The 14,293-nt window shown below is 62.4% G+C and carries 12 protein-coding genes; 10 read left to right on the top strand and 2 right to left on the bottom strand.

Annotation, left to right across the window (positions count from 1 at the left end; translation table 11 throughout):
* Positions 1-103: 103 nt before the first annotated feature.
* Positions 104-1,612 carry an aldehyde dehydrogenase family protein gene (locus NKI67_RS01735; RefSeq protein WP_352586675.1) on the top strand — a complete coding sequence of 503 codons (1,509 nt, stop codon included), beginning with the start codon at positions 104-106 and terminating at the stop codon, positions 1,610-1,612.
* A 127-nt stretch (positions 1,613-1,739) separates the two neighbouring features.
* Here NKI67_RS01735 and NKI67_RS01730 read toward each other — a convergent pair whose 3' ends face one another.
* Positions 1,740-3,071: a PQQ-dependent sugar dehydrogenase gene (locus tag NKI67_RS01730; RefSeq protein ID WP_352586673.1), complete on the bottom strand. Its 1,332-nt coding sequence runs from the start codon at positions 3,069-3,071 to the stop codon at positions 1,740-1,742.
* 341 nt (positions 3,072-3,412) lie between these two features.
* Here NKI67_RS01730 and NKI67_RS01725 point away from each other — a divergent pair, with 341 nt between their 5' ends.
* A complete protein-coding gene (locus tag NKI67_RS01725; RefSeq protein ID WP_352469816.1) occupies positions 3,413-4,372 on the top strand; it encodes a DMT family transporter in 960 nt (319 codons plus the stop codon).
* Positions 4,373-4,430: 58 nt separating this feature from the next.
* Here NKI67_RS01725 and NKI67_RS01720 read toward each other — a convergent pair whose 3' ends face one another.
* Entirely contained in the window at positions 4,431-5,627 is a 1,197-nt protein-coding gene (locus NKI67_RS01720; RefSeq protein WP_352586671.1) for an ROK family transcriptional regulator, read from the bottom strand.
* 143 nt (positions 5,628-5,770) lie between these two features.
* Here NKI67_RS01720 and NKI67_RS01715 point away from each other — a divergent pair, with 143 nt between their 5' ends.
* From NKI67_RS01715 to NKI67_RS01680, 8 genes are all read left to right on the top strand, one after another.
* Complete coding sequence (locus tag NKI67_RS01715; protein WP_023675509.1) at positions 5,771-7,036, top strand: ABC transporter substrate-binding protein; 1,266 nt, start codon at positions 5,771-5,773, stop codon at positions 7,034-7,036.
* A gap of 57 nt (positions 7,037-7,093) precedes the next feature.
* Positions 7,094-8,032 carry a carbohydrate ABC transporter permease gene (locus NKI67_RS01710; RefSeq protein WP_352586669.1) on the top strand — a complete coding sequence of 313 codons (939 nt, stop codon included), beginning with the start codon at positions 7,094-7,096 and terminating at the stop codon, positions 8,030-8,032.
* Positions 8,025-8,927 carry a carbohydrate ABC transporter permease gene (locus NKI67_RS01705; protein WP_292660005.1) on the top strand — a complete coding sequence of 301 codons (903 nt, stop codon included), beginning with the start codon at positions 8,025-8,027 and terminating at the stop codon, positions 8,925-8,927. The genes NKI67_RS01710 and NKI67_RS01705 overlap by 8 nt, the downstream gene beginning before the upstream one ends.
* A gap of 10 nt (positions 8,928-8,937) precedes the next feature.
* Positions 8,938-10,035 (top strand): ABC transporter ATP-binding protein, encoded by a 1,098-nt coding sequence (locus NKI67_RS01700; protein WP_352454145.1) that lies wholly within the window; start codon positions 8,938-8,940, stop codon positions 10,033-10,035.
* Between the two features lie 4 nt (positions 10,036-10,039).
* On the top strand, positions 10,040-10,813 hold the full coding sequence (locus NKI67_RS01695) for an SDR family NAD(P)-dependent oxidoreductase (protein ID WP_352454144.1): 774 nt from the start codon (positions 10,040-10,042) through the stop codon (positions 10,811-10,813).
* A 37-nt stretch (positions 10,814-10,850) separates the two neighbouring features.
* Entirely contained in the window at positions 10,851-11,852 is a 1,002-nt protein-coding gene (locus tag NKI67_RS01690; RefSeq protein WP_352448127.1) for a sugar phosphate isomerase/epimerase family protein, read from the top strand.
* Positions 11,849-12,661 (top strand): SDR family NAD(P)-dependent oxidoreductase, encoded by an 813-nt coding sequence (locus NKI67_RS01685; protein ID WP_352448128.1) that lies wholly within the window; start codon positions 11,849-11,851, stop codon positions 12,659-12,661. Before NKI67_RS01690 ends, NKI67_RS01685 begins: the two co-directional genes overlap by 4 nt.
* 223 nt (positions 12,662-12,884) lie before the next feature.
* Complete coding sequence (locus NKI67_RS01680; RefSeq protein WP_352644200.1) at positions 12,885-14,129, top strand: flavin-containing monooxygenase; 1,245 nt, start codon at positions 12,885-12,887, stop codon at positions 14,127-14,129.
* Positions 14,130-14,293: the final 164 nt, after the last annotated feature.

Raw genomic sequence — 14,293 nt, 5'->3', positions numbered from 1 at the left:
CTCACGCACTTTAATGTCCGCTCCGCTTCGGTTCTCGAAAACCACGCCGCCTGTCTCGGCAGGGTGAATTCTCAAAAAGGTTCCGTGCACACGGGAGGACAGAATGGACTTTTCACCCGACCGGCCGACCTTCTTCGTCAATCCGGATTATCGGCCAATGACTGGTGCGGCAAAACCGGTGATCGATCCGGCGACGCTCGAAACCGTCGGCGCGATCACCGCAGCCAGCGACGGCGAGATCGACGCCGTGCTCACCGCAGCGACCAAGGCGCAAACGGCCTGGAAAAAGCTCGACGCCAAGAGCCGTGCCCGGCATCTGCACGCCGTCGCGAACGCCATCGAAGCGGCCGACTTCACGCGCTGCGCCGAGCTGATGGTGCACGAGATGGGCAAACCCTATCCGGAGGCGATCGGCGAGATCGCCAATTGCGCGCCGATCTTCCGCTATTACGCCGAAATGGCGCGTGACGACGCCGGCAAGATCGCCGGCACGACGCAGGCCGGTTCGTTCCAGTATGCCCGCTACGAGCCCTACGGCACGTCGGTGCACATCATGCCTTACAATTTTCCGATCCTGTTGATGTGCTGGACCGTCGCCGCCTCGCTTGCCGCCGGCAATGCCTGCGTGATCAAGCCCGCCGAAGCGACAACATTGTCGACGCTGGATTATATGACCGTGTTCCGCTCCCTGCCGGAGGGCCTGGTTTCCTGCATGCCAGGCGGAGCAGCAACGGCGCAGGCGCTGATCGCCTCGGACCGCACGCATGCGGTTGCTTTCACCGGTTCGGTCGCCGCCGGCAAGGCTGTCGCCGTCGCATGTGCAGAGCGCATGAAGCCTTGCGTCATCGAGGCCGGCGGCAGCGATCCCCTGATCATCAGCCAACACGCCCCCCTGGACGTGGCGGCTGCCGGCAGCGTCACGGCTGCCTTCCATCTCACTGGCCAGGTCTGCACTTCGGCCGAACGGTTCTTCGTGGTTGATGCCGTTCACGACCGCTTCGTCGATCTGTTTGCCGAGAAAACGCGCGCGCTGCGTATCGGCAACGGCCTCGACAAAACCGAGATCGGACCGCTGGTCAGCGAGGCCGCGCGTGCGAAGGTCATCCGGCTGGTCGACGATGCGATCCGCAGCGGTGCCAAAGCGATCACCGGCGGACGCATTCCGCCGGCACATAATGTAGGCTGGTTCTACGAGCCGACCATCCTGACCGGCATCACCGCCGATATGGCAATCGTGCGCGAAGAGTGTTTCGGGCCGGTCGCCGCAATCTGCCGGGTCAAGGATTTCAACGAGGCGATAGAGCTTGCCAACGACAGCCCCTTCGGTCTCGGCGCCTCGGTCTTCACCACCGATCTTGCCGAAGCGCATGAGGCCGCGGAGCGGCTCGAGGCCGGCATGGTCTGGGTCAACAATCCGCTGATAGACAATGACGCGTTGCCGTTCGGGGGCTGGAAGGCTTCGGGCCTCGGCCGCGAGCTCGGCCGCCAGGGTCTGGATGCATTCCGCCGCTCGAAGATGGTCATCATCGACCACAGACCGGAGATTCAGGGCTGGTGGTATCCCTATCCTGACAGCTGTTTCCGCGAGGCAGGCGGGCGCAAGCATGCTTGACACGACTATCTTCGGGCGTGCTGCTAGCTAATTGTTTAGGATATCCGTCTCCGCCGAATGCAGCCATATCGGGCGTGGCGCTGTAGCCGAAGGCTGGTGAGGTCGGAATCAGAAAGGCCACCTGCGCTCAACGGCCATTCGCCCGGCGGACCCGCCAGATGACATTACCGACGTCGTCGGCGACGAGCAGTGCGCCGGCCTGATCGATAACAACGCCGACCGGACGGCCCATCGCCGTGCCATTCCGCCCGATGAAGCCAGTGAGCACGTCCTTCGGGAGACCGCTCGGTTTGCCACCATGGAACGGCACGAAGATGACCTTGTAGCCGCTGTGCACGCTTCTATTCCACGAGCCGTGCTGGCCGACGAAGGCGCCGTTGCCGTAGGCCGGACCGAGCCGCGCGCCTTTGGAGAAGGTCAGTCCCAGCGAGGCGGTATGAGAGCCCAGGGCGTAATCGGGCTTGATCGCTGCCGCCACGAGATCGGGGCGCTGCGGCTTGGCACGTTCGTCGACGTTCTGTCCGTAGTAGCTGTAGGGCCAGCCGTAGAAAGCGCCGTCACGAACCGAGGTCATGTAATCCGGCACAAGGTCGTCGCCGATCTCGTCACGCTCGTTCACGGCGACCCAAAGCTGGCCAGTCTCAGGATTCCAGGAGAGCCCGTTCGGGTTGCGCAGGCCCGAGGCGAAGACCCGAGTGCGGCGGGTAGACCGATCCACTTCAAGGACAGCGGCGCGGTTCTTCTCCGCGGCTATGCCGTTTTCTCCAACGTTGCTGTTGGAACCAACGGTGACATAGAGCTTGCGTCCATCCGGAGTTGCGATCACGTCCTTGGTCCAATGATGGTTGAGGTCCCCGGCCGGCAAGTCGATGATCTTTTCCGGCGACGTGCTGACTCGGGTCTGGCCATTGGAGTAGGGGAAAGCGACCAGCGCGTCGGTATTCGCGACAAAGAGTTTGCCTTTGGACAGCGTCATGCCGAAGGGCGAATTGAGGCCTTCCGCGAACGTCGTGCGTACATCCGCAATGCCGTCGCCATCGGTGTCGCGCAGGAGCGTGATGCGGTTGGCGCTTTTGGTCGCGGCGCCAGCCCGCTTCATAGCCAGGTCCATGAAGACCTTTCTAAGACTGAAGCCTTCGTCATGCTTGGCAGGGGCATTGGTTTCAGCAACCAGCACGTCGCCGTTCGGAAGCACATGTAGCCAGCGCGGATGATCGAGGCCGGTGGCGAAGGCGTTCACTGTCAGCCCCTTCGCCGGGGTCGGCATACCTTCTTTCTGCCAGCCTTTCGCCTCGGCGATGTTAACAGTCGGGATCAGCGTCGGTCTTGGTTTCGGTAAAGTGGGGTTGGGGCCATAGCCGGTTATTGCACCAGTTTTTTGCGCCGGAATGCCAGCGCAGCTCGCCATGACGGTGCCCAACACCGCTACGAGTACGCTTCCTGGGAAGCCGGCATGCATCGGACGTCCTCCGCATGGATTTGTGTCGCGCTCTTTGTGCAAACGGAAGTCAGTGGCTTATTCTTCCAATTGCCTCGAAACAGCGGCGCTCGTGATCCCAGGGCCAGGAATTCGCGACAGATCTGCGCTCGGTAGAAATATGGCGCGAGAAGATTGTGGCAACCGCGCGAATATCTGTCGCGCAATATGAATCATGGGCCAACATGCGTTCGAATGGAAGGAGACCGTGAACGGCGGGACCCACAATGACCCACCGATTGCACCAGCTGGTGAAACAGCTGTTGTTGCTGCTTAGCAAGACGCTGCAAATCTGCTAAAGTCTGCGGTGGGAGGAGACGGATATCCAATCGCTGCCGATAGCACATCCAAGTGTAGCGAAGGCGACACCCGGCGCATCACTTCCGCTCGCCTATTCCCTCGCGACGCTCTGCTGGCTCCTGTCGGCCGGCGTCTATATCGCCGCCAAGTGGGTTGCCCCCGAGATGCCGCCTTGGGCGCTCTGCTTCTGGCGGCTGACGCTCGCGTGCGCGATCCTGCTGCCTATCGTCCATCGTCATCACGGGGCGATGCTCGTGCTGATCCAATCCCGGGTGATCGAGGTGCTGGTCATCGGCACTATCGGGCTAACCTTGTGTCAGGGCATGATCTACACGGGCCTCAACTACACCAACGCGACAACCGCCGGCATCATCATGGCGCTGTCGCCGATCATGACCATGGTGCTTGCCCGCTTCGTGCTCGGCGAGCCCCTCGGTGTCTGGAAAGCGCTTGGAGCGCTGGTCGCTCTGGCTGGGATGGTGGTGATCGTGGCGCGCGGCGACCTTGCCGCGCTGATGCAGCTGCAGTTCAATCCCGGCGAGTTGTGGATCGTCGGCAGCGCGTTTTGTTGGGGCCTCTACACCGTGCTGCTGCGTCGCGCCAAATTCGCTATCGAGCTTCTGCCGATGGTGGTCCTGCTGCTGGGAGCCGGCGCGCTGGCCGCACTGCCCTTCTATCTCTGGGAACTGTTTTCCGGGGATCGTTCAGCGCTGCATGCGAACGGCCTTCTGGCTCTCGCCTATGTTGCCGGCCCCGGCGGCGCTCTGATGTACTATCTCTACAACCGTAGCGTCGAGACGCTTGGTGCGGGGCGCGCCAGCATGCTGCTCTATCTCCAGACCGCCTTCGTCGCCGTTCTCGCTTATCTGGTCCTTGGCGAAAGCTTGCACGACTACGATCTCGCCGGCGCCGCCTTCATCATCGCCGGCCTGCTGCTCGCCACCGCGATCAAGCCGAGGCAGCGCACGGTGCGTGTCGCGTAGGCAAACATCAGTTCCGCTGCTTCGGCGAGCAGCTCGCAAAATCAGAGCGCAAGCCGGGTCACTGAAGCCGGCTGTTGTGGCGCAGCACGAGGCCGACCGCGCCGAGCAATGCATCGTTCTCCGTGTGCTTGCCAACGATTATCCGCGTGCGCAGCGCAGGCGCCACATCGCGGGACTTGATGAGCGTGTGGCGTTCATATGATGCGATCAGTGGCGCCAGGAGAATGTCGCCCGCCAAGGCCATGCGGCCGCCGATGATGATGAGCGGCGGATTGAGAACCGAACCGATCAGGCCAAGGCCACGGCCGGCAAACTCGGCGGTGTCCTCGATCATCCGCAGCGCCCTCACGTCGCCCTGCTCGGCCATCATGATCACGTCGTCCATCGTGACCGGCCGCCGCACGATGCGCGAAATCTGCTCGAGCGGTCGGGCAAAGCTGGCATAGAGCTCCAGGCATCCTCGATTGCCGCACCGGCAAAGGTCGCCGCCGGGATCGATGCTAATGTGCCCGAATTCGCCGGCGCCGCCGGCGATGCCGCTCACCAGCCGACCGTGCTGGACAATGGCCCCGCCGACGCCCAGATCGACCTTGAACAGCACGAAATCGTCCTGGCCGACGGCAGCACCCCACATCAGCTCGGCAATGGCCGAGCAGTTGCTCTCATTGTCGGCGAAGATCGGCTGTTCAAGGACCGGCCCGAACACATCGCGGATGTTGACCCCGGCCCAGGTCGGAACGATACTCGCGCGCAGCACCACTCCTTCGCGGCTGACTGGGCCCGAGACGGAGACCCCAACCCCCAGGAGCCCCGCCATCGGCAGACCGTTCTCTTCGTAGCATCGGGCAATTACTGACTTGGCGAGCTGGGCCGCCTGTTGCGGCTGGTAGTCCAGACCCATGGGGATAGTTTGTTCGGCAACGAAAGAATGCGAGACGTCAGCGACGACACACCGCATCTCGTCGAGGCCCAGATGGATGCCGACGCAGGTGCCCGCAGCGGGATTGAGCGTCAATGTCGTGGCAGGCCTGCCGATACCCCTCGCCGCGTCATGATGGGCCGAGGATTCGATCACCATCCCAGATTTTCTCAAGCCGTTGAGCGCGGTTGAAACCGTCGACCGCGCCAAACCGGTAATGCGGGTAATTTGCGACGCAGAAAGCACGCCGCGCTCGCGCAAGCATCGGACGATCAGGCTCTCCGGCGACGCGGACGGCCTGTCGATCAGCCAATTTCTAAGCGAAGGTTTGTTCATGATGGGCACAAAGCACGTTGACTGATAGCCCAAATATGTCATCTTGGAAAGAACGGAGATTACTGAATCTCGCCGGCCACGACCTCAAATCGCGGGCCACAAGCGGTCGATACGAACCGTGCATCACATATGGGAGTGAAACGATGAAATACCTGAGGACGGCCTTTGCGGCCGCTACCGCCTTCACCTTGATTACCGGAACAGCCCTCGCGGAGCCGAAGACCAACCTCTTGCATCAATGGGCCACCGGATCGGACGCCCAGGCTATCGCCAAGCTCGGCGAGATGTTTACCGCCAAGGGTGGCACCTGGCAGCAGACCTCCATCGCAGGCCATACGGCCAATACCCTGGCCAAACTGCGTGCTGATGTGATCGCCGGCAACGCACCTCCCGCTGTGCAGCTCAAAGGCCCCGAGATCGCCGAATGGAACGAGACGGGCATGACAGCCAATCTCGACGACCTGGCGAAGGCGGAAAATTGGGAGAAGGTCGTCGCTCCCGAATTGCTGCCGGTGATGAAGCCGACCGGGAATTGGGTGGCCGCGCCGATGAACATCCACCGCATCAACTGGCTGTGGGCATCGCCGAAGGTCATGAAGGACGCGGGCGTCACCGAGATGCCGAAGACATGGGCGGAATTCAACGCCGCCTGCGACAAGATCGTGGCCAGCGGCAAGATCTGCATTTCGCACTCGACCGCCGACTGGACCGACTCGACCGTCTTCGAAGTGGTCGTGTACGGTCAGGACCTCGATCTCTACAAGAAAGCTTTCGTCGAGGGCGACGTCGATGCCATGCGCAGCGACGGCATGGTCAAGGCCTTCGAGCAGTTTCGCACCATGACCTCGAAGTACATGGACCCCGGCATGAACGGGCGTGACTGGGATACCATGTCGCATCTCGTCGGCCGCGGCGAGGCCGCCTTCCACATCATGGGCGACTGGACGATCGGCCTGCTGACGGCCGGCGGCTTCAAGGAGGGCACCGACTATGTCTGCGCCCAGGCGCCGACCGATTGGGGCAAGCCCGGTTTCATCTTGAATTCAGACTCGGTCGTGTTCTTCAAGCAGAAGGATCCGGACTATATCGAGGGACAGAAGCTGCTTGCCAGCATCATCCTGTCGCCCGAATTCCAGACCATTTTCAATCAGACCAAAGGGTCCATTCCGGCCCGCCTCGACGTCGATCTTTCGAACGGCTTCAATCCCTGCCAGCAGCTCTCGCAAAAGGATCTGCAAGCCTCGATCGCCGCCGGCACGCTCGTGCGTTCGATGGCGCACAACATGACGGTTCCGCAAAAGGTCCGCGGCGCAATAATGGATAGCATCACGGAGTTTGTAGCAACGCCGGATATGAGTGCGCAGGACGCGGCCAATGCGATGGCGGATGCGGCCGAAGCGCAGAAGTGACGCTGCCGATGATGGCCGGGGGCGAAGCTCCCGGCCAGACCTCGCCGGAGCAGCCCGATGTCCACCCATGATCTGATTGTACCAGCCGCAGCTGCCGCGGCCCCTCCGTGGCGCGAGCGCCTGGGCACGATGGTGCCCATTCTGGTGCTGGCGCCGTCGATAGCGGCGAGTTTCATCTATGTTTTCGTCTTCACGCTCTGGACGCTCTACATCTCGCTGTCCAATTCGTCGCTGTTGCCGACCTATGGGTTCGTCGGCCTGGACAATTACGCTTCGCTCTGGGCAAACCGGCGCTGGAACATCGCCTATACCAATCTCTTCCTGTTCAGCGGCTTCTATATCGTTGGCTCGATGGCCGTTGGCCTGCTGCTCGCGATCGCGATCGACCAGCGCGTCCGCGGCGAGGCGGTTTGGCGCACCATCTTTCTCTACCCGTTGGCGGTGTCCTTCATCGTCACCGGTACGGTGTGGAGTTGGCTCTATAATCCTGTCGACGGTATCCAGGCCTTCGTTCGCGGGCTTGGCTGGACCGACTTCAGCTTCGCCCTGACGGCCAACCGCAACACTGCGATCTATGCGGTGATCATAACCGGTATCTGGCAGTCGTCCGGCTTCGCAATGGCACTTTTCCTGGCCGGTCTGCGGTCGGTCGATCCGGATCTCGTCAAAGCCGCGCAAATCGACGGCGCGTCGGTTTTCCGGACCTATCGGAGGGTCATCCTGCCAACCATCGCTCCGATATTCCTGGCGGTGGCGGTCATTCAGATACAATTCGCCATCAAGACCTTCGACCTGGTGGCGGCGTTGACGCGAGGCGGCCCAGGTGTGTCCACCACCTTCCCCGCCATCTATGTCTACGACCTGATGTTCCAGCGCGGCCAAATCGGCGAGGGTGCCGCCGCGGCGATGATGATGCTCGCGGCGGTCGCGGTGGTGCTGGTGCCGTACTCCTTGTGGATCGTCTGGCGCCGGCGGGCGGAGGGCCGCAATGGCTGAAATTGCCCCTAATGCCCGTTTTGATCCGGAAGAAGCCGCTGCCACGCGCCGGCATTTCTGGAGTCGCTTCCTTGTCTATGCCGTGCTGACGCTTTTCGCGGTCGTCTATCTCGTGCCATTGCTGGTGGTGATCTTCAACTCATTGCGCGAGCAGTCGGAGATTGCCCGCAACGGCCTCATCTCCGTACCGCGCAGCTTCCGGTTCGATGCGTGGGCGCAGGCCTGGGGATCCTACTGCGTCAGCGGTACCTGCGAGGGCATGAAGCGCAATTTCTTCAACTCGCTGGCGATGACGATCCCCGCCACCATCATCTCGACCATTCTCGGCGCCATGAACGGCTACATCCTCTCCAAATGGCGCTTCAGGGGTTCCGAACTGATCTTCAATCTGATGCTGCTCGGCGTATTCATGCCCGGCCAGATTTCGTTGATGCCGTGGGCGTTCCTGCTCGGCAAGCTCGGCCTGACCAATTCCACATACGGGCTGGTGTTGATCCACGTCGTCCAGGGTATCTCGTTCACCACCCTGTTCTGCCGCAATTTCTACGTCAGCATACCGGACGACCTGATCAAGGCGGCACGCATCGACGGCGCCGGCTTCTGGCGGATCTTCCGCAAGATCATCCTGCCCCTGTCGCCGCCGATTCTGATTGTCACCGTCATCTGGCAGTTCACCGGCATCTGGAACGAGTATTTGTTCGGCGTCGTCTTCACATCGGGCCAGCAGCAGCCGATTACGGCGGCGTTGGTCGCGCTCACGGCCGGCGGCACGACCGCGCGTGCTTACGATGTGATGAGCGCAGCCGTGCTGATCGGCGCGTTGCCTCCGCTGCTGATCTATCTGTTTGGTGGAAAATACTTCGTGCGCGGCCTCACCCAGGGCGCCATAAAATGAGGCGTCGCCGATGTCCGCGTTGATGATCCGCAACCTTCACAAGAGCTACGGCTCGCTCGAGATTCTTGCCGGCATCGATCTCGAGGCTAAGACCGGAGAATTCGTCGCCCTTGTCGGCCCGTCGGGTTGCGGCAAGTCAACCTTGCTCGCCATGATCGCCGGACTGGAAACCGTCACGTCGGGCGAGATATGGATCGGCGACCGGCTGGTGAACTCGGTGCAACCCAAGGACCGCGATATTGCGATGGTGTTCCAGTCATACGCCCTCTATCCCACCATGACGGTGCGCCAGAACATCACCTTCGGCATGGAGAGCCGCGGCGTGCCAAAAGCGGCGCAGGCGGAAGCTGTCCAGCGGGTTGCCGCACTCCTGCAGATCGAACAGCTGCTTAAACGCAAGCCCGGCCAGCTCTCGGGGGGCCAGCGGCAGCGCGTTGCGATGGGGCGTGCCCTCGTGCGCGACCCGAAGCTGTTTTTGTTCGACGAGCCCTTGTCCAACCTCGACGCCAAGCTGCGCGTCGACATGCGTACCGAAATCAAGAAGCTTCACCATCGCGTCGGCAAGACCACGGTGTATGTCACCCACGATCAGGTCGAGGCGATGACGCTTGCATCCCGCATTGCGGTGATGAACCAGGGCTCGGTACAGCAGTTCGACACGCCGAAGCGGATCTACGACCGGCCGACCAACATGTTCGTTGCCGGTTTCATGGGATCGCCGGCGATGAATTTCATTCCCGCCCGGCTTACGGGCTCGACCAGCATCTCGGTACGCGCCGCTGACGGCAGCGACGCCAGCCTCGCCCTTGCCGCGCCGATGCCCGCCGGTGCGCCACAGGACGTCGTGCTCGGTATCCGGCCGGAACACATCTACCGTTTCACGACCGATCTGAAGTCGCGCAAACCTGCTGTGGCGTCCATGCAGGCGCCGGTCGAATTGGTCGAGCCTACCGGGGCCGAGACGCTTGCCGTGCTCAGGCTGGGTGACCTGGAGATCACCGGCCGTTTCGAGCCGGATGACGCTCCCGTCATGGGCGAGACGATAACGCTAGGCATCGACATGTCGCGTGCCTGTCTGTTCGATCCAACAACCAAGGCGCTTCTGTAGTTTGATGTCCGTACAATTCGCGACTTATCCGAGCTTGACCGATCGGGTCGTGCTGATCTCCGGCGGCGCCTCCGGCATTGGCGCCGATATGGTCCGCGCCTTCGTGGCGAACGGCGCCCGGATAGCCTTTCTCGATGTGCAGGACGAACCAGCGGAGGCGTTGGTGCGCGAGCTCGCTGGTGCCGCCGGGCAGGCTCCGTTATATCTCCATTGCGATGTGACCGACGTCGATGCGCTAAAGGCGTCGGTAGCAGGCGTGCGCGCGCGGCTTGGTCCGGTCGCCGTCCTGGTGAATAACGCAGCCAATGATCAGCGCCATCCCATCGACGCGGTAACGGCCGACTATTGGGACCGCAGCTTCGACGTCAATCTGAGGCATCACTTCTTCGCCGCGCAGGCAGTGCATCCGCATATGAAGGAACTCGGCTTCGGCTCGATCATAAACTTCTCCTCCATTGCCTGGCGGTTCGGAGCGGACCAGATGGTGGCCTATGCCACCGCCAAGGGGGCCGTGGTGGCGCTGACGCGTGCGTTGGCGCGGTCGTTCGGACCGGATAACATCCGCGTCAATGCGATCGAACCCGGCGCCGTCATGACCGAGCGGCAGCGCGAGCTGTGGTTCAAGACGCAGGAGGCAGTCGACCAGACGGTGCAGCGGCAATTGATTCGCCGCGTCCTGCTGGGCGAGGAGATTGCACGCACCGTGCTCTTCCTGGCGGCCGACGACAGCCGCATGATCACCAAACAGTCCATAACCGTCGATGCCGGTCTGCGCTAGTGACGCCTCTCCGCTCTCCATTGGAACCGCCAAGCTGATGTTTCGTCTCGGCCTCAACCCTTACGGACTGACCTACTATCTCGGCCTGCAGGGCCGCGGCACGCCGCGGCACAATCCGGACGGCGTGGGGCTGGAAGGCTTCATCACGCTGGCGCAGGAACTGGGCGCACGCACGCTCGAGATCTACGAACCCTGGTTGACCGACTTGACTGACGCCGAAATCGTCGCCCTGCGCAGGCGTCTTGCCGCGCTGGACATCGTCCCGGTGGTGAGCGGCGGACTTCTAGTGGCAGGTCCGCTGGACAACGCCTTTCGGGCTGCGCGCCTGCTCGAGGCGACGACGATCCGTATCGCACTGACGCCTGTCCTGTGCGGCGACCGCAATGCGTGGGGTCCGAAATGGAGCGAGTTCAACGCAACGATTCGCGCTGCCTTGACGGAATGGGGGCCGCGTGCGGCGGCCGAGGGACGCGTGCTCGGCATCGAGAACCATCAGGACTTCGGCAGCGACGAACTGGTTGCGTTCTGCGAACTCGGCGGGCCGGGTGTCGGCATCACCTACGACACCGGCAACACCTTTCCTGTCGGCGAGGCGCCGCTTGCCTTCACGCGCCGGATCGCGCCCCATGTCCGCCACGTTCACCTCAAGGACTATCGCGTCCAGTTCACGGATGAGGGCTACCGCCTGGTCCGCTGCGCGATCGGCGACGGCGCCGTGCCTTTCGCCGAACTGGCAGCCATCCTTGGCGAGCACCACGACACGCTGACGGCGGTGCTTGAGCCCGGCGCGCTGGAGGCCCGTCACGTTCGCTGTCTCACCGACGACTGGTGGAACGGATATGCGCCGAAGACCGCCCGCGAATTCGCGGCCTGCCTGAGTGCTGCGCGCCTGAACCGCCTTGCGGACGACGCCGACTACCGCACGCCATGGGAGCGCGATGATGACGGTGCGCTCGTTTCGTACGAGCTCGACATGATCCGGCGCAGCGCCGCCAACATGATGAAATTCGATTTCATTGCAATGGAGAAATCAGCATGACTGCCCGAGAACTCAGCGGCCTGACCGCCTTCGTCACCGGCTCGGGACGCGGCCTCGGCCGCGTGATGGCCGACCGCTTGGCCGAACTTGGCGCAAACGTCGCGGTCCACGACCTCGATTGGGCCCGGCCATCTCAATATGGCGAATTCGCGGACCTCGGCGACTCTGCCAGGGGCTTGGAGAAGCATGGGACGCGCATCACCGCGGTCACCGGCAACATCGGCGACAAGCAAGCTGTCGCGGAAATGAAGAGGAAGATCGAGGCGGAGCTCGGCGACGTGCACGTCTTGGTAAACTGCGCCGGCGGCGACATCGGCGCCAAGGGCGTAAAGCCCAATCCCAACAACGCACTGGACATCGACTACGAAGACATCAAGGTTCTAACCGAGAACAACCTCATCGGCACGATGCTGGTCTGCCAGGCGTTCGTTCCGCCGATGGTCAAGCGTGGCTCAGGCTCGGTGATCAACATCGCCTCGGCGGCAGCGCATATCGGATGCTCGCCCGAGGTGGTCTACTCGACGCTCAAGGCGGCTGTCGTCCATTATACGCGCTGCCTCGCCAAGGAACTGATCGACGATGGCGTACGCGTCAATGCGGTGAGCCCCGGCGCCACCAAGACGGCACGGTTCCAGGCGAGCCGCGTGGTCGATCCGCAGCGCATGGATTCGAGCAAGAAATCGCTGAACCGGTATGCGGAGCCTGAAGAGATCGCCGAAGCGGTGGCCTTCCTCGCCGGTCCGCGCGCGCGCTTCATCAACGGGCAGGTAATCCGAGTCGATGGCGGTTTCACGATCTTTCCAGGTTAGGCCGCGACCATTGCCGGTTTCGGATGAGTATTTGATTGTGCCGTGACCCGATAAAGCTGTTATCGTGCCCTCGCATCGGGGGCGAAGCCATGCAGATCGCGGGGATGGGTTCAGGCAGCATCGGCCGCTGTTTGGCGGTTGTCCGCTGGCCAAGGCGTTACGCTGATGGCGTTGGTGCCGCCTCGAACCGCTGCTCCGGCGCTAGCACCCGGATCCGCGGCAAATGACGGATGACGCCAACATCCTTGATGCGGTGGTGGTCGGGGCCGGTTGGGCCGGCCTGGGCGTCAGCTATTCGCTGGCACGGCAAGGCTTGCGCCATGCCGTACTGGAGCGAGGCCGCATCGGAGAGACCTGGCGCACGCAGCGGTGGGATTCTTTCCGGATGAATACCCCAAACGTTCAGACCGTCATGCCAGGCGACTTCTATGACGGTTCAGATCCGTTCGGTGCCCTGACGCGCGACCAGTTCGTCGCCCTGCTTGAGGATTTCGCCAGGCGAAACGAACTACCGGTCGAACCGGACACTGTTGTGACCGAGCTCTCCGGTGGGAACGGGAATGGCGTCTATCGGTTGACCACCTCGCGCGGCACAGTTTTGGCACGCAACGTGGTGATCGCAAGCGGCGACTTGAATTGTCCGGTGCGCCCAGTGTTCGCCGCTGCCTTGCCGCCAGGCCTGCGCCAGTTCGATGCTTCTGATTACCGCAGCACCGCCGATCTTCCGGCTGGAGCGGTGCTGGTGGTCGGAAGCGGCCAGTCTGGTGTCCAGATCGCGGAGGACCTGGCAGAAGCAGGCCGAACAGTCTTCCTTGCCACCAGCCGCGTCGGGCGGCTCTCGCGGCGCTACCGAGGTCGCGACATCATGATCTGGCTCGTCGAAAGCGGGTTTCTCGACGTACGTCGAGACGAGATCATTCGACTTGCGGGGCGCATTCCACCTCGTGGTCTGCTTGGCGTGGAACACACGATAAGCCTGCAAGCGCTCGGCGCCCGAGGCATCGTGCTGCTAGGGCGGCTCGCGGGCGTCGAGGGCGACGGCCGTCTGTCGTCCGCCGAGGATCTCGAAGAGCATATTCGTTTTGCGGACGAAGCTTCCGCCAACGTTAAACGCTATATCGACGAATACATCAGCCGCTCTGGAATCGATGCTCCCGTGTCGGAGCCGGATCCAGCGGATACTGTCACAGCGCATCGGCCGGACCCGGCTATCGTTTCGCTTGACCTCGCCGGGTCCGGCATCACGACCGTGGTGTGGTGCACCGGCTTCAAGGGCGATTTCAGTTGGGTGAGGCTTTCCGGTCTGCTCGACCCGGAAGGACAGCCTGTTCACGAGGATGGCGTGGCCGCCCTGCCAGGCATTTACTTCGCTGGGTTGGACTTCGCCTCCACACGCAAGTCAGGCACAATATTGGCAGTCACCGAGGAGGCGCCCCGCCTTATCGAACACATCGTGCGGCGTTCGTGACGACCTGGACACCGTCGGCGGGTTTCTAAACCCAAGGCCATTGATGACGACTAAGTCTCAGCTTGACAAAAACTGCGGTATAGCGGGTATATTAATCGAATAATATGACGCCATCCATTGTGAGGAAGGCGGGTGGCAAACCAGGGAGGAGACCAAGATGAGCC

Source organism: Mesorhizobium sp. M0408 (assembly GCF_040321495.1).
Lineage (GTDB): Bacteria > Pseudomonadota > Alphaproteobacteria > Rhizobiales > Rhizobiaceae > Mesorhizobium.
The sequence above is the reverse complement of the archived record's forward strand: the minus strand, read 5'-3'. Positions and strand labels throughout refer to the sequence as shown.